This window comes from Arthrobacter sp. W4I7, assembly GCF_030816215.1.
GTDB classification, from domain to species: Bacteria; Actinomycetota; Actinomycetes; order Actinomycetales; family Micrococcaceae; genus Arthrobacter; species Arthrobacter siccitolerans_A.
Map to the genome: position 1 here is coordinate 767,825 of NZ_JAUSXU010000001.1, position 22,700 is coordinate 790,524.

A 22,700-nucleotide genomic window follows, 5' to 3' on the forward strand; every position below is an offset into this window, starting at 1 on the left:
CTGCTGGAACCACCCCGCTGCTGGAGGCGCACCGCGTGCCCTACGTTTCCACCTGGTGGCGGGGTTGGTCAAGGGTTCTGCAACCCGTCACCCGGCAGCGGGGTCCGGCGTGCTTAAGGCGGCCGACGGCGGGTAGGGACCAGGTGAAAGGCTCGCCGGAGGAGGGGGTGCGGAAAGTGTCACGGGAAGACCGCATTGGGCCAGCGACCGCGAAAGTCCCCGGCAAGGCTCCCGCCTTCCTCTTCGGCATGGGAATAGGCGGGTTTGTGGACGGCATCGTCCTGCACCAGCTGCTGCAGTGGCACCACATGCTCAGCCACACCGAGGCCGGTAACACCAAAACCGTGGCTGGCCTGGAACTGAACACTTTGGCGGACGGCCTGTTTCACAGCGCCATGTGGGTGCTGGTGGTGGCCGCAGCTGTCCTCACAGTCAGGGCCCGGCGGCAGGGACGCTTGTCCGCGGGCTGGCGGTTCCACACCGGGCTTGTGCTTTGCGGCTGGGGCGCTTTCAACGTCATCGAGGGCCTGGTCAACCACCAGCTGCTGCAGCTCCACCATGTGCGGGATGATCTGGGCGGCCCGCTGGCCTGGGATGTTGGCTTCCTCGCGATCAGTGTGCTCCTTGCTGTGGGCGGGTGGCTTCTTTTTAGGGGAGGCAAACGTCTGGATATATCGGCTCCGCTGTCGCAGGATAGTAAGCATGCTGATTAAATCGGCATCAGGGATCGGGCCGGGGTCCAAAAATCCAGATGGTCGAGAGGACATACTCATGGTTTTCTTTCACAAGCAGGAACTTCAATACAAGTCGACGCCGGATAAGCCGGATGCCGTCTATGCCCGCAAGCTCCAGGAAGTGCTGGGCGGGCAGTACGGCGAAATTACCGTGGCCATGCAGTACTCGTTCCAGGCCTGGAACGCCCACATCCCGGGGAAGTACCGGGACATGCTTTTCGGTATTGGTGCCGAAGAATTTGGCCATGTTGAGATGCTGGCCACCATGATCGCCCAGCTGCTGGAAAAGGCGCCCCTGGGTATCACCGGCGACGCCGTCCAGGCCGATCCCACCGTGGCAGCCGTGGTGGGCGGCACTGACGTTCAGGCAGCCATCGTGGCCGGCGCCGGCGTCCGGCCTGTGGACAGCAACGGCAACCCCTGGCAGGGCAGCTACGTCACCGCCAGCGGCAATCTGCTCGCCGACTTCTGGGCCAACGCCAACGCCGAGATGCAGGGCCGGCTGCAGGTGGCCCGGCTGTACCACATGACTGACGACCACGGCGTCCGCGATATGTTGTCCTTCCTGCTGGCCAGGGACACCATGCACCAGAACCAGTGGGTTGCCGCGGCCCGTGAACTGCAGGAAGAAGGCAACGAGAACTTCCCGGTGCCGAGCAATTTCCCCCTCAATAAGGAGATGCGGGACGTCGCGTACCAGTACCGGAACTTCTCCGACGGCCAGGCCGCCGCTGAAGGTTCCTGGGCCAAGGGCCCCACGCCGGACGGCCTTGGCGAGTTCAGCTATGTGGCAGAGCCCCCGGCCGGTGTTCCCATGCCGCCGCCCACGCACCCTGATTCCCGCTTCTACGGCACCACCGAGCTGCCCAACACCATGGAAAAGGCCGCGGGGACCATTCAGGACAAGCTCAACAAGGAGTAAAGCGCGACGGCGGGCGGCGGCTGTTCAGCAGCGGGCAGCCGTCCCCCGGGTAGTGTCCGACGCGCTGAAACGCTGGCGCCGCCGAAATTCCGGATGCGCCGGCGTTTTGTTGCGTCGCAAGGTATTTTGCGGGTCAATATCGCATGGAGAAGCCCCCTGCCGGCTGGTCGAGGAATGACCGGCGGGCAGGGGGCTTTGGGGTGGGTGTTACGTCTCGGGGTTGAGGTCCCTGACGTTGCGTTCCCCGATGTCCGCGGCGCCCAGGACGTTGGCAGCGGGGTTGTCGGCGGGTGGGTTATCCCGGACACTCAGCTCGGGGTGGTGCAGGTCCAGGGCGGGCCGCTCGGAACGGATCCGGGGCAGCGAGGTGAAGTTGTGCCGCGGCGGCGGGCAGGACGTGGCCCACTCCAGGGAGGCGCCGAAGCCCCAGGGATCATCCACGGTGACCTTCTTGCCCCTGCGCCAGGTGATGTAGACGTTCCAGAAGAACGGGATCAGGGACGCCCCCAGCAGGTAGGAGCTGATGGTGGAGAACTGGTTCATCCCGGTGAACTGGTCCTCGGGCATGTAGTCCGCATACCGGCGGGGCATGCCCATCACGCCGAGCCAGTGCTGGATGAGGAAGGTGCCGTGGAAGCCGAGGAACAGCATCCAGAAGTGGATCTTGCCCAGGCGCTCGTTCAGCATGGTTCCCGTGAACTTGGGCCACCAGAAGTAGAAGCCGGCGAACATGGCGAACACCACGGTGCCGAAAACCACGTAGTGGAAGTGTGCCACCACGAAGTACGTGTCCGAGACGTGGAAGTCCAGCGGCGGTGAGGCCAGGATGATGCCGGTGAGGCCGCCGAAGAGGAAGGTGATCAGGAAGCCGAGGCTCCACAGCATGGGCGTCTCAAAGGTGAGCGAACCGCCCCACAGGGTGCCGATCCAGTTGAAGAACTTCACTCCGGTGGGCACCGCGATGAGCATGGTCATGAATGCGAAGAACGGCAGCAGCACTGCCCCGGTGACGTACATGTGGTGGGCCCATACCGTCACGGAGAGGGCAGCGATGGCGATCGTGGCGTACACCAGTCCCTTGTAGCCGAAGATCGGTTTGCGGCTGAAGACCGGGAAGATCTCCGAGACGATGCCGAAGAACGGCAGCGCGATGATGTACACCTCGGGGTGGCCGAAGAACCAGAAGAGGTGCTGCCAGAGGATGGCGCCACCATTGGCGGGGTCATAGATATGGGCGCCGAACTTCCTGTCCGCACCCAGTGCGAACAGGGCTGCGGCCAGCGGCGGGAACGCCATGAGCACCAGGATCGAAGTGACCAGGGCGTTCCAGGTGAAGATCGGCATCCGCCACATGGTGAGGCCCGGGGCGCGCATGCAGATGATGGTGGTGATGAAGTTGACGGCGCCGAGGATGGTTCCGAAACCGGACAGCGCCAGCCCGAACACCCAGAGGTCCCCGCCGAGCCCCGGCGTAAAGGTGGTGTTGGACAGCGGCGCGTAGGCGAACCAGCCGAAGGAGGCGGCACCCTGCGGGGTGATGAAGCCGGAGGTTGCAATGATGGAGCCGAAGAGGAAGAACCAGAAAGCCAGCGCGTTCAGGCGCGGGAACGCCACGTCGGGCGCGCCGATCTGCAGCGGCATGATGACGTTGGTGAAGCCTGCGAAGAGCGGGGTGGCGAACATCAGCAGCATCGCGGTGCCATGCATCGTGAAGAGCTGGTTGTACTGCTCCTTGGTCTGCAGGATCTGCAGGCCGGGTTCGAACAGCTCGGCCCGGATCAGCAGTGCCATGATGCCTGCCAGGCAGAAGAACACAAATGAGGCCATCAGGTACATGTAGCCGATGGTTTTGTGGTCAGTGGAAGTGATCCAGCTGACAACCATGCTGCCTTTGGGGCGTTTAACCACCGAAGGTGCGGCGGTGGCCGACGTTGCGCCCAGGTTCTGGCCGGTGGTGGTCATTACGGTTCCGTCCTTTGCTGTGCAGGCTCCAGGGCTGGTCGTGCCGGGTTCCGGTCGAATTCGTCGCCGCGGATACCGGTGTTGCCCTTGGCCCGGAGATCTGCGATGTGGCTGTTGTATTCCTGCTCGGAAACTACCCGGACCTTGAAAAGCATCTCGGAATGGTATTCGCCGCAGAGCTCGGCGCATTTGCCGGTGAATTCCCCGGTGCGGGTGGGAATGATGTTGATGTACCTGTTGTATTGGTTCTCGCCGGGGTACAGGTCCCGCTTCTGGAGGAACTCAACCACCCAGAAGGAGTGCTGGACATCGCGGGAGTTCAGCTGAAGCTCCACCTTCTTGCCCACCGGCAGGTACAGGGTGGGCAGCCGGTCCGGTGCGCCCCAGTTGCCGTCCAGGTGGGCCTGCACGCCCGGGTCCTCATGGGCGTCTTCCTTGACGTAGTTGAAGTCCCAGGACCATTGCTTGCCGCGGACATCGATCACCACGTCGGGATCGGAAAAGCGGTCGTCCATGGCCCGCTGGTCCCGGTCAGTGAAAACGAACAGGACCCCCACAATCATGAGCGGTACGGAGAGGTAGAAGACTTCCAACGGGAGGTTGTAGCTCATCTGCCGCGGGAACCCGACGGTATTTTTCTTGCGCCGGTAGGCGATGATGCACCACAGGATGAGCCCCCAGGTGATGGCGCCAATAATCACCGCGGCAATCCACGAGTTCACCCACAGGTCTGTGACCAGGGGCGTGTGGTCGGTGGTGTCCCGTTCGCCCGGAAGCCAGCCGCGTTGGACCTCGGCTGAACAGGAAGTCAGAGCCATCACTGCCGGGATTAAGGACAGGGCGGCCGTGCGCCGCCATCTGGAAGTGTTTCGTCGAGTGGTGTTCACCGCGCGGTTCTCCTCCGGAAATGATCCAGAGGCCCAGCTGCATGAGCCCAATGTCCCATGGCGCGTGGCCAGTGGATGAGCCCACAGTAGCGCGGAACGGAGCCGCAGGGAAAGGGTTTCTGACCAAGCGCCCTCTTGGGCTCAAACCGACTCGCTGGCGATCTCCTCGGCGGCCATGGCCAGCAGGTTCCGCTGAAGGGCGGGCAGGGAGATGAGTCCCTCCACGTAGGCCTGGACCTCATACTCGCCGGCCATGCCGCTCATGCTGAAGTACCGCAACCAGAGCTCTGAAACAGTGATGTCAGCTGTCAGCAGCGCGTGGTTGAGGTGTCTGCGTTCCTCCGGCTCGTGCACATCGAATCCCATGGCTGTCCCCTTCCGCCCTGGGCAGCCCGAGTCAGGCTACGGCGGGGTAGCTGTAGAGGATGTAATCGGCAGCCGCGGGCCCGGTCATATGCAGCCGGCAATTATCCGGATGCACTCCGCACCTGAGCATGCCGGCGCGGAAGGCCTGGTCCGATTTCGGCCGGAAACCGTGCAGGGATGCCCAGCTGACGTAGAGGCCGTAGAGGCAATCAGGCCCCAGCGGGTGGTCGGATGAAGGGTCAGGGGTGGTGGCTTCATCAAGGAACTGCTGGAAGTGGGAGGACGGCATTTCACGCTCTATCCGGTTCTGCACCAAGTGCTGCCGGCCTGCTCCAGCAGCTGCACCCGCAACCTCTGCAGGAGGGCCGCGGGAGACGGTAATGATCCCCGTCACACTTCCGAATCTACTCGTGGCGGGCGGGTGAGTACAAGGTGCGGGCACGCAACTCTTCCCATGCGTTCATAAGCATGCTTATGATGTTCTTCCTTCGACGGCAAGCAGTGCCCGTCAGCACACCACCCCGCCCCGGTATCGCCGAGGTGGGGATTGCTGAGAGGCCCCCATGCAGGTAATCCGGTCCGAGTACTCAAACCCCAACCATGTGCTGGTCCACGTCAGTGACCCGCACTTCGTGGAAGAAGGGCTGCTGTACGGCGAGCTGGATCCGCAGGCGGGGCTGGTGGAGGTCCTCAGTTCCATCGAAGCAAGCGGCCTGGGCCCGGAAGCCATCATCTTCTCGGGCGACCTCACGGATAAGGGAACCGCAGAGGCCTACCGCCGGCTGCGCACCACCTGCGAGGCCTACGCAGAGCGGATGGGCGCACAAATCATCTGGGCCATGGGCAACCATGACCAACGCGCCAACTTCCGGAAGTTGCTCCTGGACGAGGAACCGGGGACGCTTCCCGTGGACCGCTGCTACCACTTGGGCGGCCTGCGCGTGCTGGTCCTGGATTCCTCCACGCCGGGCCACCACCACGGCGAGATAACCGACGGCCAGCTGCAGTGGTTGGCTGGCGAGCTGGAAACAAGGGCCGACGACGGCACCCTCCTGGTGATGCACCACCCGCCCGTTCCGCCGGTACAGGAACTTGCGGTGCTTTCCGAGCTGCGGAACCAGGAACACCTGGCCCAGGTGCTGGAGGGCAGCGACGTCATCGGCATCCTTTCCGGCCACACCCATCACACGGTCTTTTCAACATTCGCCAACATCCCCGTGGCCGTTGCGTCCTCCACCAGCTACAACCAGGACCTGGCCCTTCCGTCCGGTGCAATGCAGGGCCTGGCCGGCGCGCGCTCCTACAACCTGGTCCGCATCCACAACAGGACGTTCGTCTCGGCAGTGGTCCCGGTGGGCGAGTATCCCCGCATGAATTCCTACATCACCGCTGAGGAGACAAAACAGCGGCTCAAGGCCGCTTCCATCAGCATTCCATCCGCTACGGAGAACGCGGGAGGCACCCCCACCGGCCTTCGCTAGGCCGCCATTTTTCGAAGAAAGGACCAGCCATGGACCAGAAACCACCCTCTTCCACCCCCGGCACCCGGCGCCGCAACGTGGCGGTCATCCTCGCCGGAGGAGTCGGCGCCCGGATGGGCCTGGACATCCCTAAACAATTTGTCCCCATCGCCGGCCGCACCAGCCTGGAGCACACGGTGGAGCTGTTCGAGCACTCCGGACTGGTGGACGAGATCATCGTCATGATGGCGCCCGGCTACATTCCCAAGGCCCGGGAAACTGCTGCTGCACAGCGGGGCTGACTCCACCCCGGACGGCAAGGCAGCTGCCAGGCCGAGCAAGGTTACCGGCATCTATCCGGGCGGGGCGGACCGCAGCGAAACTTCCTGCCGCGCACTGGAGGCCATTGCGGACAAGGACGCCAACGTCATTTTCCACGACGCCGTCCGGCCCCTGCTCGACGAGGACATCATCACAGCCTGCATCCGCGCACTCGACGTTTATTCCGCCGTCGACACCGCCATTCCGTCAGCGGACACCATCATCGAAGTGGACGACCACAACTTCATCCGCGCCGTGCCGCCCCGGGCCAAACTGCGGCGCGGCCAGACGCCGCAGGCGTTCCGGATGTCCGTGATCGCAACGGCCTACGAGCGGGCCAACCAGGACCCGGACTTCTCGGCCACTGACGACTGCTCCGTTGTCCTTAAATACTGCCCGGATGTCCCCATTTTCGTGGTGGACGGCGACGAGGCGAATATCAAGATCACCCAGCCCATCGACATCCACCTTGCGGACAAGCTTTTCCAGCTCAAGCACAAGACCGTGCTACCCGGCGGGAACACCGGCGGGCTGCGCGGCGCGAAGGTCATGGTTTTCGGTGCCAGTTCGGGCATTGGCCTGGAGCTGGTCCAGCAGCTTGAGGCGGAAGGCGCCTCGGTGATCGGGCAAAGCCGCACGGGCAACGGGACGTATGTGGAGGACCGCCAGTGCGTGGCGCGGGCGCTCGCCGAGGCTGCCGCCGTCCATGGCCGCATTGACCATGTGATCCTCACGGCCGGCGTGCTCAGCGTGGGTCCGCTCGCGCAGCTGACCGATGAGCAGCTGCACCACGATGTGGACGTCAACCTCACTGCGGCCTTCATCGTGGCGCAGGAATCCCAGAAGTACCTGGCGGCGAGCAGGGGATCGCTGACCCTCTTCGCCTCCAGCTCGTACACCCGCGGCCGCGCCAACTACACGGTCTACTCCGCCACCAAGGCGGCCATCGTCAACCTCACCCAGGCGCTCGCGGATGAATGGAGCACGGACGGCATCCGGGTGAACTGCATCAGCCCCAGCCGGACCGCCACCCCCATGCGGACCAGGGCGTTCGGGGTGGAAGCGGAAGGATCGCTGCTGCCCGCGGCGGCAGTTGCCGGGGCGAGCATCCAGGTCCTGGCCTCGGCCATGACCGGCCAGGTGGTGGACGTCCGCCTGCCGTACACGGACCCGTCCAAGGACCCGGAACTGGTGGCCCAACCATGAGCGAGGCTGTCGAGACGCACGCGCCCCAGGCCCACGCCGCCCAGGGCCACAACGCCCGGAACCACAGCCACCGGCTCCAGGCGGACCGGCGATCGCTGCGGCTGGAGGGCCCGCCCATCCCGGCGGACGCCACGTTGTCCATACTGCTCGGAGGCAGGCCCATCTGGAACGTCCGTGCCGGCGAAACCGTCACGCCCGGCCCGGATGTGTCCGTCATCGACTGGCCTGCGGCCCTCGCCGGGAGGCTCACGGGATGGGCGCGGCTCTCAGTGCTCCAGGACGGACTGCCGCTGAGTACGACGGCGACCGTCGCCTTTGATGACGCACCGCACCAGTTCGCGCTCGAGGAAGCCGGCACGGGTATCCCGCAGATCGTCAACAAGTGGGGGCGCATCGGGCGCAACTTCGCCGGCGAGCGCGCGTACCTGATCGATGAAGCCCTGGATGAGGCTTGCCGGCTGGTGGAGTGGTTGCGCGGCCGCGGGCAGGAACTGTTCGTTACCGGCGGCACCCTCCTGGGACCTGTTCGCGATGGGCGCGTAATGCCCGGCGACGACGACGTGGACCTGGCCTACCTGAGCCGGCATCAAAACCCGTCGGACATCGCGCTGGAGGGCTTCGAGCTGGAACGGGCCCTCCACGCCCAAGGCTACGAAACGGTGCGGCACTCGGCGGGGCACCTGCAGCTGCTGTTCCCGACGGCGGACGGCACGGACCGGTTCTACCTGGACATCTTCACCTACTTCCTGGTTGATGGCTGGTTCCACGGCACGTTCCACGCCCGCGAGCGCGCCGGGACGGTGAAGATTTTCCCGCTCCGCAGCCTCACCATCAACGGCAGGGAACTGCCTGCCCCGGCGGAGCCGGAGCAAATGCTGGCGGCGATCTATGGCCGCACCTGGCGGACCCCTGACCCGGCCTTCCGGTTCACCACGCCGCCGCCGGCCCGCCGTCGTTACGACAACTGGCTGGGCAGCCTGGACGGGGACCGGGAGAACTGGGAGGACCACCACAGGGGGCTGCTCCGCGGCGACGCCGGGCAGGGTGCCGGGCACACGCCGTCGTCCTGGTCTGAACCGTCGGCTTTCGCGAAGGACTGGGCCGGCGGGCTCCGTCCTGGCTCCCGGATCCTGGAGCTGGGCTGCGGCCTTGGCGCCGATGCCCGGCACTTCGCGGAGCAGGGGCACCACGTGGTGGCGGTGGACTACAGCCGGCCTGCGGTTCAGAACCTGCATGTCCCGCACGGTGGCACCGGCTCGTTACGCGGCGAAAGGGTCAACCTCAATTCCCTGCGCGAGACCGCCCCGCTGGCAAAACTAGCCCATCAGGGGGCCGGCCCGCTGCACGTGTACGCGCGGCTGCTGCTGAATTCCCTCAACGGGCAGGGCCGGGAGAACACGCTGACGCTGATCGGGCACCTGCTGAGGAACCAGGACGCACCGGCTGAGGCGGTCCTGGAAGTCCAGCCGGGAGAGTCCGCGCCGCCGTTTCCGGGCTGCCGGTTCCACGCCCCAGTGGATCTGGCAGAGCTGAAGTCCAGCCTCGCCGGGCTGGGGCTTGAAGCGGAAGATGTAACACCACACAACGGGCGCCGGGAAGAAGGCGCCGTACCTGCCAGCCGATTGAAAGTGAGGGCAATGCCATGAATGATCCCCTGATTGACGCCATCCACGAGCACGAGCCCCTGGAGGACCCGCTGGAGGAGATCAACCTGCGGCTGGCCATCGCCGCAACTGACATCGCCGAGCTCCGTGCCGAGGTTGCCCGGCTGGACCGGGACCTGGACGAATCCCGGCGGCTGAACCTGCGGGCCGCGGAACTGCTGGACCTGGTGTACGAGCACCTGGCCGGCCGCGCTGGCAGCGCGGACAGCCCTGGCAGCGCTGCAACTACGGAGAGCGCCAAAAATCCCGTTCTGCAGGGCGAAGGCGCCGGCATATGAGCGGAATCGAGATCATCGGCGCGTTCGAGAGTACCTACCTCCCCAGGCACGACAAGGACATCTTCGAATCCACTGCGCACGATGTCCAGTGGAAGCAGGACCTGGCGCTGCTCACCAAGTGCGGAATCAGCAGGCTGAGATACCCCGTCCGCTGGCACCGGGTGGAGGCTGAAGAGGGTGTCTTGAACTGGCAGGACACGGACAAGGTGCTGCACTATCTCCGCGACCACGGCTTCCGGCCCATCGTGGACCTGGTCCACCACACGAGCTATCCCCGGTGGATGGAGGGCGGCTTCGCGGATCCGCGCTTCCGCGCCGCCTACCTGCGGTACACAGAAGAGTTCGCCAGGCGCTATCCGTGGGTGGAGGAGTACACGCTCTTTAACGAGCCGTTCTCCACCCTGTTCCTCACGGGGCATGAGGGCATCTGGCCGCCCTACCAGAAGGGCCTGGACAACTTTGTGGCCCAGATTCTCAACGTAATTCCGGCCGTAGCGGAGGCCAGCCGCGCTTACGAGGAGCTGCTGCCGGGCGCCAAGCATGTGTGGGTGGACAGCTGCGAACACCACACCGGGGAGGGGGCCGGCGGAAGCGCCTACGCCACCATGGCCAACGAGCGCCGGTTCCTGGTGCTGGACACTTTCCTGGGCAGGTTCAACGGCACGGGCTATGACCCGGACGGGCCCATGGCCGAGCTGCTTCGTGAAGCGGGCGGCGGGAAATTGCAGGGCCTGGAACCGGGGCGGATCGACGTGCTGGGCCTGGACTACTACGCCCACTGCCAGTGGCACTTCGATGACAAGGGCGGCACGCCCAACACCCCGCACCCCCTGCCGCTGGCGCAACAGATCTACCTGTACTGGGACCGGTACCGGCTGCCATGCCTGCTCACCGAAACCAATGTCCGTGGCCGCACCTCGGACCGGGCCACCTGGTTCAAGTACGTCCTGGAGCAGTGCGAACGGGCCCGGCACATGGGGGTGCCGCTGGACGGCCTGTGCTGGTTCCCGGTGATCGACTCCACGGACTGGGACTCGCTCTTGTTCCGCAGCGACGGCCACATCGACCCCGTGGGCGTCTTCTGGCTGGACCAGGAGCTGGCGCGGCAGCCGTCCGTGATGTCAGAAACCTACACGAAAGCCGCGGCCGGCATGCCCGCAAAGGACCTGCCGGCGTACACCCTGGGCGAACCGGTTGCCACGTGGCTGCGCGGGTATGAGTCCCAGATGTCCCACTGGAAGTGGATACCGGCCCCTGAAGCGGATCAGGGAAACAGCCTTCCCCGCACGGAGACACGAATGGAATTGAGGATAGCCAATGCCGAGTGAACTGATTGTTTTGTCGCACCTCCGCTGGGACTGGGTCTGGCAGCGTCCCCAGCACCTGGTCTCCCGGCTGGGTTCCCGCTGTTCCACCTGGTATGTGGAGGAGCCGCTCACACCGTCGCCGGGATTCAGCGGACCAAACCGGATGAACCACATTCAGGTGGACGGCCTCCACCGCGCCTGGCTGGAGATTCCGGAGCAGGGCCACCACGTGGGCTTTTTCGACGACGTCCTGCCGGACTACATCGCGCAGCTGCCTGAACTGGTGGGGCCGCCTGCCGGCGACCGCGTGGTCTGGCTGTACACGCCGCTGGCGCTGGAACTGGCCCTCGCCCTGAACCCCACCACGCTCGTCTACGACGTGATGGACGATCTCGCCGCCTTCAAGGACGCCCCGCCCGAACTGGTGGTAAGGCAGCGGCAGGCACTGCGCCGGGCCGACGTCGTTTTTGCCGGGGGCCGCTCGCTCCACCGCTCCATGGTGCGGCAGGGCCGCACGGACACCCTCCTCTTTCCCAGCGGCGTGGAGCCGGAGCATTACAGGCTCCCGACGGCGGAGCCCCGGGTTCCGGGGCAGCGTCCCGTTGCCGGATACGTGGGCGTCCTGGACGAACGGCTGGACCTCGCGCTGATCGCGGACCTGGCGAACGCCCTCCCGGAGTGGGATATCAGGATGTACGGGCCGGTGGCCAAGATCGATCCGGCCAGCCTGCCGCAGGCACCCAACATCAGCTACGAAGGCTACACCTGCTATGCGGACCTGCCCGCCGCGATGGCCGGGCTGGACGTGGCGCTGATGCCGTTCGCGCTGAACGAGGCCACCCGCTCCATCAGCCCCACCAAAACGCTCGAGTACCTGGCGGCCGGCCTTCCGGTGGTCTCCACGCGGGTGCCGGACGTCGTCGCCGATTTCCCCGGGGTGGTGCACCTGCGCGATGACGGTGCGGACTTCGCGGCGCTGTGCCGGACTCTCGGCCGGCGGGATCCATCGCGGGGGCCGAAAGCGAAGACCCGCGAGTTGCTGAAGCAATACCACTGGGATGCGATCGCCGCCCAGATGGCCGAATCAGTGTTTGCCCACGGATCCCTGGAGCCTGAACCGGTGGGGGCCGAGGCCAGCGCCTGACGCGGCGTTGCCGTGCCGCCGCTGGTCGGGTTGGTGGGAGGGGAATCTTGCCCCTGTACCAGCGGCGCCCATCCCGGTACCGTGAAACAAGTAAGTGTACTTACCAAAAAGGTTGGCGAATCGAAGAAGCCAGGGAACAGGAGAACAGGCATGACCCATATACGGTCCATGATCGACGCGTATCCCAAGGACCTCGGCGGAATCGATGTGACCAGGCTTTCGGAGTGCATCAGCGCCTGTTACGAATGCGCGCAGACCTGCACCGGCTGTGCCGACGCCTGCCTCGGCGAGGACATGGTGGCGGACCTGGCCCAGTGCATCCGCATCGACCTTGACTGCGCGGATATCTGCGCCACGACGGGGAAGGTGCTTTCCCGGCTCACCGGGTACGACGCCACCATCACCCGGGCACTGGTGGAAGCCTGCCGGACCGCCTGTAAGGCCTGCGGAGACGAATGCGAAAAGCACGCGGACATGCACGACCACTGCCAGATCTGCGCGGAAGCGTGCCGCCGCTGTGAACAGGCGTGCGCTGAACTGTTGACCTCACTGACCTAAGGAGCTGAACAACCATGAACGAAGTACCCCAGCACAGCGAACTGCCGCTGCCGGACTACGACCACCTGCCGGCGGGAACCCTGCCGTCCCGGATCTCCGGCCTCGAGGAGGCGGACGTGGCACAGCTGGTCACCTACGAGAAGGCCCACGGGAACCGCCTGCCCATCCTGCAGATCCTGGAAAAGAGGCTCCATGACCTGCAGGGCGGCGCCGTACCCAGAGGTCCGCGGACGCCCACCACGCCTGAGGTCAACACGGGCCAGCCGGACACCCCGCAGACGGCCAGCGTGCCGGGACCTCCGATCAATCCGCCGTCGCAGGGCGATCCCACCAACCCGGCCCAGCCGCGGTAAGGCATGGAGCAGTATCACGGCCTCGAGGGCCATGACGGGCCCGGTCACGAGGAACTGACACACGACGGCCCGGACAACGAGGGCCTCAAGAACCATGGCCCGGAGCCAGCTGCGGAGAACGACGGCGGCACGGACCTTCACGCCTTCGTCCGCTCACAGCAGGGCGAATTGGAGCGGGAGTTGGCCGAGTGGGTGCGCGTGCCCGGCGTGCTGGGGGAGCCGGAGCACGCGCAGGACCTGCTCCGCTCGGCCAACTGGCTGGCAGCGGCGTTCCGCGGCGTGGGCTTTCCGGTGGTGGAGGTGCTGCCCACCGGGGAGTCGCACGCCGTGTACGCCGAATGGTGTGAGGCCCCCGGCGCCCCCACCGTCCTGGTGTACAGCCACCACGATGTACGGGTGGCCAAGCCCGAGCAGTGGGACCAGACCGCACCCTTTGAGCCGGTGGTGCGGGACGGTCGGCTCTACGGGCGGGGCAGCTCAGACGCCAAGGGGCAGGTCCTGGCCCACCTCTGGTCCCTCCGCGCCCACCTGCACCAACAATCCAGACGCTCTCTCACTTATGACCCCCAAAACCCGGACGCTCTCTCACTTAATGCGGCCAAAACCCCAACGCTCTCGCACTCCACCGGGGTTTCGACGGGCTCAACCGCCGGGAGTTCAGGCTCAACCCCCGCGCCCGCCGTCAACCTGAAGTACCTCGTAGAGGGGGAGGAAGAGAGCGGTTCGCCGCACCTGGCCCAGCTGCTGGAGGAGCAGGGGGACAGGTTCAAGGCGGACCTGGTGCTCTTCTCGGACACCCTGCTCTTCCGCGCAGATCATCCAGCCTTGTGCCTGAGCCTGCGCGGGATGCTCAGCGCGCACCTGGAGCTTACTGGTCCTGACGTGGACGTCCACAGCGGCGCCGTCTCCGGGGCGGCGCCCAATCCCGCCTTTGAACTGGGCAGGCTGCTCGCCGGCCTTCACGACGAAGATGGCCGGATCGCCATCCCCGGATTCTACGACGACATTGCGCCAGTGCCGGAGCACTTTCGGGAGGCGCTCGCACGCCTGCCGTTTACAGAAGAGGACTGGGTAGAGCGCTCCGAGTCCGGAAGCATCCTGGGCGAGAAGGGGTACACGGTTCCGGAACGCCTGTGGCTCCGGCCGGCGGTGGAGGTCACAGCTTTGATCGCCGGCGATCCTGTCGGACTTTCCAGCGCCGCCGTTCCGTCGGTGGCGTCCGTGGACCTGAGCTTCCGGACCGTCGCCGGCCAGCGTGTGGAGAAAGTGGCGGAGCAGTTCCGGCAATGGGTTCAGGACACCGTCGGGGAGAACTACGGGCACACGCTTAGCGTGGACCTTGAGACCGCCCAGGAGCCGTACTGGACTCCGGACCATCCGGCTGTTGCCGCGCTGGAACGGGCCATGGCCAGCGGCTTCCGCACCGGCACTGTGGGCAGGATGGGCAATGCAGGCGGCGGGCCGGCCGAGCTCCTCAGCCGGTCACTGGATACCCCGGTCCTGTTTTTCGGCACGGGCCTGGTGGAGGACCACTGGCATGACAGCGACGAGAGCGCCAACCTGGAGGTCCTGATGAACGGCACGGCCACGCTTGCGTGTTTCTGGGACGAACTGGCCCGGATGGAATGACAGAAGGACGACGGCGATGGACGGCTCAGGAACAGAAGGCGCCACGGCAGAGGCCGGCTCAGTCCTGGGCGCCGGCCGACGCGACGCTGAAGGGGTGCCGCGGACGTTCGGCGTCGAGGAGGAGCTGCTGCTGGTGGACCCAGGCACGGGAGAGGCAGTGCCTGTGGCCGGCGCGCTGTGGGACCTGTACGTCCGTCCGATGGACTCCGCTTCCGGTCCAGTGCTGACCGCAGAATTCCAGCAGGAAATGATCGAGGTAGTCACTCCTCCGCACGCCACCATGGCCGCGCTGGAAGCGGACATCATTCGGGGAAGGGCCATCGCGGACAGGGCGGCACAGGACGTGGGCGTTCGGGTAGCCGCTCTGGCCACGTCCCCACTTCCTGCCGATCCCCACCCGGTGCAGCTGCGCCGCTTCATGGCCATGACCGAAGAGTACGGGCTCACCGCGAGGGAACAGCTCACCTGCGGCTGCCACATCCATGTGTCTGTGGAGTCGGCGGAAGAGGCTGTGGGCGTGCTGGACCGGATCCGCATCTGGCTGCCGGTGCTGATCGCCCTGAGCGCCAACTCCCCCTTTTGGCATGGAAAAGAAACCGGCTATGCCAGCTACCGCTCGCAGGTGTGGAACCGGTGGCCGTCCGCCGGACCCTTGGAAATCCTCGGTTCCCCGGATGCCTACCACCAGCTCGTGCACGACATGATCAGCACTGGCGTGGCTCTGGACGAGGGCATGATCTACTTCGACGCGCGGCTGTCGCGGCACTATCCCACAGTTGAAGTCCGGATAGCCGATGTTTGCCTGCGGCCGGAGAACACCGTGCTGCTTGCCGGTATTGTCCGCGGGCTGGTGGAGACCGCGGCCCGGGAGTGGCGGGACGGCATCGAACCCGTGGCTGTGCCGGCGGCACTGCTCCGCCTGGCCGGCTGGAAGGCCAGCCGGTGGGGACTGCGCGGCGAGCTGCTGGATCCGCTCACCAGCCGCCCTTCCTCGGCGCTCGCCGTCGTGAATACCTTGTTGAATCACATCCGTCGTGCGCTGGAGGACAGCGGGGACCTGGACCGGGTGGAAGCACTGATTGATGATCTGCTGGCTGCTGGCACCGGTGCTGTCCGCCAGTTGGAAGTGCTGCACCGCACCGGCGAGCTGCAGGACGTGGTGGCGGACGCGATCAACTGCACGCTGTGGGCGCCGGCAGAGTAGCCCGGACACGCAAAAGCGCCGGTAGTTGGGCCCGCCAAGGTTTCGACAGGCTCAACCACCGGGGCGGGAAGCTTAGCTGTGGGCGTAGGTGAGGCAGTCGGCGTTGTCCGCGCCGGGACCCACATGGACTTCCGGTGCCTGGCACATCAGGTGGTCGTTGTGGACGCATTCGCTGCGCTGGCAGGCTCCGACGTCGGCCAGCACCTTGGGGAGGCCGCCGTGCATGCCGGTGTCAATGAACGTTGCGCAGCTGGCGTGGTTTTCGGCGCCGCTGACGGTGATGGCGGCGGCGTTGCAGTTTGTATGGTCGTTGAAGGAACAGTTGGTTACGCTGCAGTCTGCGACGTGCGATGTCATCTTTTAAGACCCTCCGTACTTCGGCAGCCCGGTTTGGCCGTCCTGTGTTGTCCCACGGTAGGCGCGACGCGGTGGATCAAAAAGACCCAATTTGTTGACGTAATTCAAGCTGTTGCCCAAGTGGCACATGGTCGGCCCGGAACATGGGTTATCGGCACCTTCGGCGGTAACGGGAGTATGAAGTGTCAGCTGGCCGGAAACCGCACCGACAAGATTCCCGCCCGATTTTGCTCCACCCTGGTGCCCCTGGCCCTTTAAAGGAATATTCTGCTGAAGAATCACGGTGATGCGTGCCACAGGGCAACGAGCCCCTAGGCCAGGAAACTTACAAAGGCAATTGAGCCAATCGTTCCCCCATATCGGAGTTCAAAGTGCCCATAGAAGCAGAGTTGCTGGCCTCTTTTCCGCCCGAAGTCCAGGTTCCCGCCACGCTGGTAGCCCGTAAAGTAGCGGGGTCCTCCGCGGAGATTTTCCGGATTCTGGTGGTCTTGGATGATGATCCGACGGGTACCCAGTCGGTGGCCGATTTGCCGGTGTTGACGCGGTGGGAAGTGGCGGACTTCGAATGGGCTTTTGGGCAGGGCAAGCCTGCGGTGTATGTGCTTACGAACACGCGCAGCCTGGATCCGGCCGAGGCGGCCGTCCGGAATGAGGAGGTCGTCCGGAACGCCCTGACGGCGGCGGCCGGCGCCACCGGATCCGGCACCGCCTCCGGCGCGGGGGCTGTCCCGCTGAAGGTGGGTTTTGTGAGCCGGAGTGATTCGACCTTGCGGGGGCACTTTCCGTTGGAGCCCGATGTTATTGCCGCAACGGTCGCCGCGGTCAGCGGTGAGGTGACCGACGGGGTGGTGATCGTGCCGGCGTTCCCGGACGCGGGCAGGGTGACGATCGGCGGTGTGCATTACATGCGCGGGACCGGTGCCGCGGCGGGGGAGCTGATCCCGGTCGCGGAGACGGAGTTTGCCCGTGATGCCAGCTTCGGGTTCGCCAGCTCCGAGATGGCCCGGTATGTGGAGGAGAAGTCCGGCGGCCGTTTCCCGGCAGCGTCGGTGATCGTGCTGGGTCTGGACATTGTCCGGGCCGGGGCCGGGACAGACGGTGTTCCTGCGGATCCGGAGCGTTCGGCCCGGGCGATCGCGGACGCGATCGGCGCGGCGACGGAGTCCACCCCGATCGTGGCGGACATTGTGACGGAGAATGATCTGCGCGCCCTTGCCCTGGGACTGGAGGAAGCGGAACGCCGCGGCAAGAACCTCCTCTACCGGGTAGGTCCGCCGTTCGTCCGGGCCCGGATCGGGCAGGAGATCCGGGCCGAGCTCAGCGGCGCGGAAGCCTACGCCGGCCATACCCCGTCCGAGGCTGGCGGCCTGATCGTGGTGGGCTCGCACGTGGGCGTTACGACCCGCCAGCTGAAGGCCCTTACCGACCAGCACGCCGCGGCCCGGATCGTAGAGATTGATGTTGCGGAACTGCTCCGCGCGGACGCGGACGCCTACCTGGACCGGTGCGTCGATGAGGTCACCGCTGCCCTGCACGGCGGGGACGTGATCCTGCACACGAGCCGCCTGCTGATCAGGACCGATGACACTGTCGAAAGCCTGCGGATCGCACGCACTGTCTCTGCCGCCGTCGTCTCCGTGGTAAACCGCACGCTCAAGACTTTCCCGCCCCGGTTCGTCATCGCCAAGGGCGGCATCACTTCCTCCGACGTCGCGGCCCATGGACTGGAGATCCGGCATGCGATGGTCCGAGGGCCCATGCTGCCGGGCATCGTGAGCCTCTGGGAGCCGGTGGACGGCCCTGCCAAGGGCATCCCGTTCGTCGTCTTCGCTGGCAACGTGGGTGATGACCAGTCCCTGGTCCAGGTCACACGCAAACTCAGCAACACCTTTTAGCCCCCACCACCTGAAACGATGCCTTCACTGGAGAACACCATGACCGCACAGTACACAGTCACCGTCCTTGGCCTGGGCGCGATGGGCCTGCCGATGGCGGCCCGTCTCGCCACCCGGCTCACCGTCCACGGCTTCGACATCGCCGAACCGCGCCTGAAACTCGCGGAGGAGGCAGGCATCCGGACCTTCACCTCCGCCAGGGAAGCGGCCCGGGGCGCCGATGCCCTGCTGCTCGCGGTACGCAACGCCGAACAGCTCGACGAGGTCCTCTTCGGCGCCACCGGCGTCGCGGCCGTGCTCAAACCCGGCGCCGTCGTGATCCTTGGCAGCACCGTCGGCACCGACGCGGTCCCCCCGACGGTGGCCCGCCTCGCCGAACTCAGCGTCGCCCTCGTTGACGCCCCGCTCTCCGGCGGCCCCAAGCGCGCCGGCGAAGGAGACCTGCTGATCGTCGTCGGTGCTTCGCCCGAGGCCCTGGACAGCGCCCGCCCGGTCCTGGAACTGCTCGCCTCCACCCTGACCGTTGTGGGCGACAAGCCCGGCGACGGCCAGGCCCTCAAGACCGTCAACCAGCTCCTCTGCGGCGTCCACATCGCGGCCGCCGCAGAAGCCATGGCCCTCGCTGACGCACTCGGCCTTGACCAGGCCAAGACCCTCGCCGCCCTCGAAGCGGGTGCCGCCGGCTCGTTCATGCTCTCCAACCGCGGCCCCCGCATCCTAGAGGCCTACAACGAGGGCGGCGCTGAAGTCCTGTCCCGCCTGGACATTTTCGTCAAGGACATGGGCATCGTAGGCAAAGCCACCCGCGCCGCTGGCCTCGCGACCCCCGTAGCCGCGGCCGCCGAACAGCTTTACCTCCTCGGCCAGGCCCAAGGCCTCGCCGCCGCCGACGACTCCGCCGTCATCAAAGTCATCGCCCCCACCAAACGCACCGGACTTACCGAGGGATAAGTGGACCTTCGGGTGCGTCGCCACAGCTGGATGGCCTGGGCAGTCGGTGACCCCTTCCAAAGCGGGAACAGTCCCGATAGGTTTCTGAGTGTCCCGGGACAGTCCTTGTAGCCTTGACAGCTTTCTGCCGGGGCGGTTCCTCCAGGAACAGGATTCACGAAGGAGTGAAGAACCAATGGCGTACACAGCTGAAAATTGGCCGATCACCGCGGCCCTCCTGCAGTTTCCAGGAACGGACGCCCAAGGCACACCAATCAACGACGCTGACGCTTCCGCCTGGGCGGAGGTTTTCACCGAAGTCAAGGAAGCCGGCTTTGCCGACGCCGACCTCACGGACAGCTGGGTTCGTCCCGGCGATCTCAGCAAAGAACGCCTGACCGAGTTCAAACAGACCGCCGAAAGCGTTGGCATCGGCATTCCCGTCATCTCGGCCATCCGCCGCAGCGTGATCGAGAAAGGCAACTGGTCAGCCAACCTTGAGTACAGCCATCGAACCATCGACGCCGCGGCTGAACTCGGTTGCGAAGTGGTTTCGTTTGGCCTGCACCAGGCAATCACCCCGGAGCAGCAAAAGCACCTCTGGTTCTGGACGGTTGAAGGTTACAAGGATCCCGTGGACGACAAGGAAGCCTGGGACAACGCGGTGATGCGTTTCCGCGACCTCGGCCGGCACGCGGCCGAGGTGGGGGTCCTGCTCTCGCTGGAGATGTACGAGGACACCTACCTTGGCACCGGGAGCTCGTCGGTGCAGCTGGTGGAGGATATTGGACTGGCCAACGTCGGGCTGAACCCTGACATCGGAAATCTTGTCCGCCTGCACCGGCCGATCGAAGACTGGCGCGAACTCCTGGCCAAGACCCTGCCCTACTCGAACTACTGGCATATGAAGAACTACATCCGTGATGAGGACGTGGCCCGGGACAGCTATGTTGCCATGCCGGCCCCGATGGAATACGGCCTGATCAACTATCGCGAGGCATTCAAGATGGCGATCTCCGTGGGCTTCCAGGGGATTCTGTGCACGGAGCACTACGGCGGCGACGGCCTGTCGGTTACGGCCAGCAACCAGGACTACCTGCGCCGCCACGTCCTGCCGAAGACCGACGGCTATGCCCTGGGCACGAGCAAGGTGGCGCAGGGCCGGCAGCAGCCCGCCGGCGCCGGCGCCAGAGTGGCCGGCTCCTGAACAGATGGCAGGCCCCCCGCGCGGCGCGGACCCCGTACCGGAAACTAATAATCCAACACGGATTCGATGAGGAATCATGACGCAGATTTTCGATAATCCCGCCGAGTTCGCGGATGAGGCACTGGACGGCTTCGTCGCGGCCTACCCCGGCCATGTCGCCCGGGTGGACGGCGGCGTAGTCCGCGCCACCGAGGTTCCCGCCGGGCAGGTCGCCCTGGTGATCGGCGGCGGCTCCGGCCACTACCCGGCGTTCGCGGGGCTCGTGGGTCCGGGCCTGGCCGCCGCCGCGGCCTGCGGGAATATCTTCGCCTCACCAGCGGCCGGGCAGGTCTACCGGGTGGCGAAAGCCGCAAACGCCGGCGGCGGTGTGCTGCTGAGCTACGGCAACTACGCCGGGGACGTGCTGCACTTCGGCCAGGCCCAGCTGCGCCTGAACGCCGAAGGGATCGAGACCCGCACCGTCCTGGTCACCGACGACATCGCCAGCGCACCGGTGGAGCAGATCGAAAAGCGCCGCGGCATCGCCGGGGACCTTACCGTCTTCAAGATCGCCGGCGCCGCCGCCGAAGCTGGCCTCAACCTGGACGAGGTGGAGCGCCTCGCGGTCCGGACCAACCACCGCACCCGTTCGCTCGGGGTGGCGTTCGGTGGGTGCACCCTGCCGGGCTCGGACGCGCCGCTGTTCAGCGTCCCGGAGGGCCAGATGTCACTCGGCCTGGGAATCCACGGCGAGCCGGGCGTCTCCGAACACCCGATGCCGACCGCCTCGGAGCTGGCCGGGCTGCTTGTTTCCAAGCTTCTGGAGGACAAGCCCGAGGACGCCGGCAGCCGCGTGGTCGCCATCGTCAACGGTCTCGGTACGGTCAAGTACGACGAGCTGTTTCTGCTCTTCGGCAAGATTGAGAAGCTCCTCGGTGCCGCCGGACTGACCGTGGTGGAGCCCGAATGCGGCGAACTCGTCACCAGTCTGGACATGTCCGGGCTCTCCCTGACCCTGCTCTGGCTCGACGAGGAACTCGAACAGTACTGGGCCGCCCCGGCCGACACCCCGGCGTTCCGCAAGGGCAACACGCCAGCCCGGGCCCGCCGGGAACTTGCCGGCCCGGAGGCCGCCGCGTCCGAGGCGGCCGAGGACACCACCTCCGCAGCGGCAGCGATCGGGCAGCAGGCGGCGGCCGTGCTCGCCCGGGTGCGGGACGTCGTCGTCGAGTACGAAGAGGAACTGGGCAACCTCGATGCCATCGCCGGCGACGGGGACCATGGCATCGGCATGCGCCGCGGCGTGGACGCGGCCCTCGAGGCCGGACAGCGGAAGGCGGCAACCGGGGCATCGGTTGAACGGGTCCTGACCGCCGCCGGGGAGGCCTGGAGCGAACGGGCCGGCGGAACCTCGGGAGCGCTCTGGGGATCAGCGGTCATCGCCGCGGGCCTGGCGCTGGGCAACCGCCAGTCCTACTCGGCCGGGGATGCGGCCGCCGCGGTGAAGGCCTTCGCGAGTGCGATCACCGAACTAGGCAAGGCCGAACCCGGGGACAAGACCATGGTGGACGCCCTCCTGCCCTTCCGGGACACCTTGCTGGGCGAGCTCGACGGCGGCACCTCCTTGGCTGACGCCCTCGCCGCCGCTGCCGCCGCTGCACAGACAGCCGCCGACCGGACTGCTGATCTCCGCCCGCTCAAGGGCCGCGCCCGGCCCCTCGCGGAAAAGAGCCTTGGGCACCCTGACCCCGGCGCGGTCTCGTTCGGACTCATCAGCGAACGGATCGCCCAACACATCAAGAGGGAACTGACCAGGCCAGAATCTGCAACATCGGACGAGGCCACAACGGCCGGTAAGGGAGTACACAATGACTAACACCGAAGGTTGGCGCATCGTCATCGGTAACGATGAGGCTGGCGTTGAATATAAAGACGCCCTGAAGGCGCTGCTTGAAGCCGATCCCCGCGTTGCCTCCGTGGTGGACATCGGGGTCGACGCCAACGACTCCACCGCCTACCCGCATCTTGCCGTCAACGCCGCCCGGAAGGTGGCCGACGGCGAAGCCGACCGGGCGCTGCTGGTTTGCGGCACGGGCCTGGGGGTGGCTATCGCGGCCAACAAGGTCCCAGGGATCCGGGCCGTCACCGCGCACGACAGCTACTCCGTGGAACGCTCGGTCCTGAGCAACAATGCCCAGGTCCTCACCATGGGCCAGCGGGTCATCGGCCTGGAACTTGCCAAGAAGCTCGTGGGCGAATGGCTCAGCTACCGCTTCGATGAAAGCTCGGCCTCCGCGGCCAAGGTGGACGCCATCCACTCCTACGAATCCGACTGAT

Annotated in this window: 24 protein-coding genes; 18 read left to right on the forward strand and 6 right to left on the reverse strand. The window is 66.0% G+C overall.

Annotated elements, in window-relative coordinates; translation table 11 throughout:
- The first annotated feature begins 176 nt into the window (after positions 1-176).
- Both QF047_RS03535 and QF047_RS03540 read left to right on the forward strand, forming a co-directional pair.
- The gene (locus QF047_RS03535; RefSeq protein ID WP_307274024.1) at positions 177-713 is read left to right on the forward strand and encodes a DUF2243 domain-containing protein; all 537 of its coding nucleotides are present in this window, start codon (positions 177-179) and stop codon (positions 711-713) included.
- Positions 714-771: 58 nt separating this feature from the next.
- A complete protein-coding gene (locus tag QF047_RS03540; RefSeq protein ID WP_306635401.1) occupies positions 772-1,656 on the forward strand; it encodes a manganese catalase family protein in 885 nt (294 codons plus the stop codon).
- A 207-nt stretch (positions 1,657-1,863) separates the two neighbouring features.
- Here QF047_RS03540 and ctaD read toward each other — a convergent pair whose 3' ends face one another.
- The 4 genes from ctaD to QF047_RS03560 form a co-directional block, all read right to left on the reverse strand.
- The gene (gene ctaD / locus QF047_RS03545) at positions 1,864-3,618 is read right to left on the reverse strand and encodes a cytochrome c oxidase subunit I (RefSeq protein ID WP_307274027.1); all 1,755 of its coding nucleotides are present in this window, start codon (positions 3,616-3,618) and stop codon (positions 1,864-1,866) included.
- Positions 3,618-4,436, reverse strand: a complete 819-nt coding sequence (locus QF047_RS03550; RefSeq protein WP_307281739.1) for a cytochrome c oxidase subunit II — start codon at positions 4,434-4,436, stop codon at positions 3,618-3,620. The genes ctaD and QF047_RS03550 overlap by 1 nt, the downstream gene beginning before the upstream one ends.
- Before the next feature lie 210 nt (positions 4,437-4,646).
- Positions 4,647-4,871, reverse strand: coding sequence for a hypothetical protein (locus QF047_RS03555; protein WP_307274030.1), 225 nt, complete (start codon positions 4,869-4,871; stop codon positions 4,647-4,649).
- A gap of 31 nt (positions 4,872-4,902) precedes the next feature.
- Positions 4,903-5,265, reverse strand: a complete 363-nt coding sequence (locus QF047_RS03560; RefSeq protein ID WP_307274032.1) for a hypothetical protein — start codon at positions 5,263-5,265, stop codon at positions 4,903-4,905.
- Positions 5,266-5,434: 169 nt separating this feature from the next.
- Here QF047_RS03560 and QF047_RS03565 point away from each other — a divergent pair, with 169 nt between their 5' ends.
- From QF047_RS03565 to QF047_RS03615, 11 genes are all read left to right on the forward strand, one after another.
- Positions 5,435-6,352, forward strand: coding sequence for a metallophosphoesterase (locus QF047_RS03565; RefSeq protein WP_307274035.1), 918 nt, complete (start codon positions 5,435-5,437; stop codon positions 6,350-6,352).
- A 29-nt stretch (positions 6,353-6,381) separates the two neighbouring features.
- Complete coding sequence (locus tag QF047_RS03570) at positions 6,382-6,633, forward strand: 2-C-methyl-D-erythritol 4-phosphate cytidylyltransferase (protein WP_307274038.1); 252 nt, start codon at positions 6,382-6,384, stop codon at positions 6,631-6,633.
- Between the two features lie 103 nt (positions 6,634-6,736).
- Positions 6,737-7,858, forward strand: a complete 1,122-nt coding sequence (locus QF047_RS03575; RefSeq protein WP_307281742.1) for an SDR family oxidoreductase — start codon at positions 6,737-6,739, stop codon at positions 7,856-7,858.
- Complete coding sequence (locus tag QF047_RS03580) at positions 7,855-9,504, forward strand: bifunctional 2-polyprenyl-6-hydroxyphenol methylase/3-demethylubiquinol 3-O-methyltransferase UbiG (RefSeq protein ID WP_307274041.1); 1,650 nt, start codon at positions 7,855-7,857, stop codon at positions 9,502-9,504. The genes QF047_RS03575 and QF047_RS03580 overlap by 4 nt, the downstream gene beginning before the upstream one ends.
- Positions 9,501-9,800: a DUF6752 domain-containing protein gene (locus QF047_RS03585; RefSeq protein WP_306635392.1), complete on the forward strand. Its 300-nt coding sequence runs from the start codon at positions 9,501-9,503 to the stop codon at positions 9,798-9,800. Before QF047_RS03580 ends, QF047_RS03585 begins: the two co-directional genes overlap by 4 nt.
- A complete protein-coding gene (locus QF047_RS03590) occupies positions 9,797-11,128 on the forward strand; it encodes a family 1 glycosylhydrolase (RefSeq protein WP_307274045.1) in 1,332 nt (443 codons plus the stop codon). The genes QF047_RS03585 and QF047_RS03590 overlap by 4 nt, the downstream gene beginning before the upstream one ends.
- Positions 11,118-12,251 carry a glycosyltransferase gene (locus tag QF047_RS03595; protein WP_307274046.1) on the forward strand — a complete coding sequence of 378 codons (1,134 nt, stop codon included), beginning with the start codon at positions 11,118-11,120 and terminating at the stop codon, positions 12,249-12,251. The genes QF047_RS03590 and QF047_RS03595 overlap by 11 nt, the downstream gene beginning before the upstream one ends.
- Positions 12,252-12,401: 150 nt before the next feature.
- The gene (locus QF047_RS03600) at positions 12,402-12,809 is read left to right on the forward strand and encodes a four-helix bundle copper-binding protein (RefSeq protein ID WP_307274049.1); all 408 of its coding nucleotides are present in this window, start codon (positions 12,402-12,404) and stop codon (positions 12,807-12,809) included.
- 14 nt (positions 12,810-12,823) lie between these two features.
- Positions 12,824-13,162 carry a hypothetical protein gene (locus QF047_RS03605; protein WP_307274052.1) on the forward strand — a complete coding sequence of 113 codons (339 nt, stop codon included), beginning with the start codon at positions 12,824-12,826 and terminating at the stop codon, positions 13,160-13,162.
- A 3-nt stretch (positions 13,163-13,165) separates the two neighbouring features.
- Complete coding sequence (locus QF047_RS03610) at positions 13,166-14,791, forward strand: M20/M25/M40 family metallo-hydrolase (protein ID WP_307274055.1); 1,626 nt, start codon at positions 13,166-13,168, stop codon at positions 14,789-14,791.
- 16 nt (positions 14,792-14,807) lie between these two features.
- Positions 14,808-15,995 (forward strand): glutamate--cysteine ligase, encoded by a 1,188-nt coding sequence (locus QF047_RS03615; protein ID WP_307274058.1) that lies wholly within the window; start codon positions 14,808-14,810, stop codon positions 15,993-15,995.
- A gap of 72 nt (positions 15,996-16,067) precedes the next feature.
- Here QF047_RS03615 and QF047_RS03620 read toward each other — a convergent pair whose 3' ends face one another.
- Together QF047_RS03620 and QF047_RS03625 are read right to left on the reverse strand one after the other, a co-directional pair.
- On the reverse strand, positions 16,068-16,352 hold the full coding sequence (locus QF047_RS03620; RefSeq protein WP_306635378.1) for a DUF1540 domain-containing protein: 285 nt from the start codon (positions 16,350-16,352) through the stop codon (positions 16,068-16,070).
- Between the two features lie 3 nt (positions 16,353-16,355).
- Positions 16,356-16,649 carry a hypothetical protein gene (locus QF047_RS03625; protein WP_307274062.1) on the reverse strand — a complete coding sequence of 98 codons (294 nt, stop codon included), beginning with the start codon at positions 16,647-16,649 and terminating at the stop codon, positions 16,356-16,358.
- Between the two features lie 74 nt (positions 16,650-16,723).
- Here QF047_RS03625 and QF047_RS03630 point away from each other — a divergent pair, with 74 nt between their 5' ends.
- From QF047_RS03630 to QF047_RS03650, 5 genes are all read left to right on the forward strand, one after another.
- Positions 16,724-18,247 carry a four-carbon acid sugar kinase family protein gene (locus QF047_RS03630; RefSeq protein ID WP_307274065.1) on the forward strand — a complete coding sequence of 508 codons (1,524 nt, stop codon included), beginning with the start codon at positions 16,724-16,726 and terminating at the stop codon, positions 18,245-18,247.
- Positions 18,248-18,286: 39 nt separating this feature from the next.
- On the forward strand, positions 18,287-19,198 hold the full coding sequence (locus QF047_RS03635; RefSeq protein WP_307274068.1) for an NAD(P)-dependent oxidoreductase: 912 nt from the start codon (positions 18,287-18,289) through the stop codon (positions 19,196-19,198).
- Between the two features lie 175 nt (positions 19,199-19,373).
- Positions 19,374-20,384 carry a sugar phosphate isomerase/epimerase gene (locus QF047_RS03640; protein ID WP_307274071.1) on the forward strand — a complete coding sequence of 337 codons (1,011 nt, stop codon included), beginning with the start codon at positions 19,374-19,376 and terminating at the stop codon, positions 20,382-20,384.
- A 76-nt stretch (positions 20,385-20,460) separates the two neighbouring features.
- Positions 20,461-22,239 carry a dihydroxyacetone kinase family protein gene (locus tag QF047_RS03645; RefSeq protein ID WP_307274074.1) on the forward strand — a complete coding sequence of 593 codons (1,779 nt, stop codon included), beginning with the start codon at positions 20,461-20,463 and terminating at the stop codon, positions 22,237-22,239.
- The gene (locus tag QF047_RS03650; RefSeq protein ID WP_307274077.1) at positions 22,232-22,699 is read left to right on the forward strand and encodes a ribose-5-phosphate isomerase; all 468 of its coding nucleotides are present in this window, start codon (positions 22,232-22,234) and stop codon (positions 22,697-22,699) included. The genes QF047_RS03645 and QF047_RS03650 overlap by 8 nt, the downstream gene beginning before the upstream one ends.
- The last annotated feature ends 1 nt before the right edge of the window (position 22,700 follow it).

Coding starts and splice junctions, on each gene's coding strand:
- QF047_RS03540 (WP_306635401.1), top strand. CDS start 772: ATGGTTTTCTTTCACAAGCAGGAACTTCAATACAAGTCGACGCCGGAT.
- ctaD (WP_307274027.1), bottom strand. CDS start 3,618: ATGACCACCACCGGCCAGAACCTGGGCGCAACGTCGGCCACCGCCGCA.
- QF047_RS03550 (WP_307281739.1), bottom strand. CDS start 4,436: ATGGCTCTGACTTCCTGTTCAGCCGAGGTCCAACGCGGCTGGCTTCCG.
- QF047_RS03555 (WP_307274030.1), bottom strand. CDS start 4,871: ATGGGATTCGATGTGCACGAGCCGGAGGAACGCAGACACCTCAACCAC.
- QF047_RS03565 (WP_307274035.1), top strand. CDS start 5,435: ATGCAGGTAATCCGGTCCGAGTACTCAAACCCCAACCATGTGCTGGTC.
- QF047_RS03570 (WP_307274038.1), top strand. CDS start 6,382: ATGGACCAGAAACCACCCTCTTCCACCCCCGGCACCCGGCGCCGCAAC.
- QF047_RS03580 (WP_307274041.1), top strand. CDS start 7,855: ATGAGCGAGGCTGTCGAGACGCACGCGCCCCAGGCCCACGCCGCCCAG.
- QF047_RS03585 (WP_306635392.1), top strand. CDS start 9,501: ATGAATGATCCCCTGATTGACGCCATCCACGAGCACGAGCCCCTGGAG.
- QF047_RS03590 (WP_307274045.1), top strand. CDS start 9,797: ATGAGCGGAATCGAGATCATCGGCGCGTTCGAGAGTACCTACCTCCCC.
- QF047_RS03595 (WP_307274046.1), top strand. CDS start 11,118: ATGCCGAGTGAACTGATTGTTTTGTCGCACCTCCGCTGGGACTGGGTC.
- QF047_RS03600 (WP_307274049.1), top strand. CDS start 12,402: ATGACCCATATACGGTCCATGATCGACGCGTATCCCAAGGACCTCGGC.
- QF047_RS03605 (WP_307274052.1), top strand. CDS start 12,824: ATGAACGAAGTACCCCAGCACAGCGAACTGCCGCTGCCGGACTACGAC.
- QF047_RS03610 (WP_307274055.1), top strand. CDS start 13,166: ATGGAGCAGTATCACGGCCTCGAGGGCCATGACGGGCCCGGTCACGAG.
- QF047_RS03615 (WP_307274058.1), top strand. CDS start 14,808: ATGGACGGCTCAGGAACAGAAGGCGCCACGGCAGAGGCCGGCTCAGTC.
- QF047_RS03620 (WP_306635378.1), bottom strand. CDS start 16,352: ATGACATCGCACGTCGCAGACTGCAGCGTAACCAACTGTTCCTTCAAC.
- QF047_RS03635 (WP_307274068.1), top strand. CDS start 18,287: ATGACCGCACAGTACACAGTCACCGTCCTTGGCCTGGGCGCGATGGGC.
- QF047_RS03640 (WP_307274071.1), top strand. CDS start 19,374: ATGGCGTACACAGCTGAAAATTGGCCGATCACCGCGGCCCTCCTGCAG.
- QF047_RS03645 (WP_307274074.1), top strand. CDS start 20,461: ATGACGCAGATTTTCGATAATCCCGCCGAGTTCGCGGATGAGGCACTG.
- QF047_RS03650 (WP_307274077.1), top strand. CDS start 22,232: ATGACTAACACCGAAGGTTGGCGCATCGTCATCGGTAACGATGAGGCT.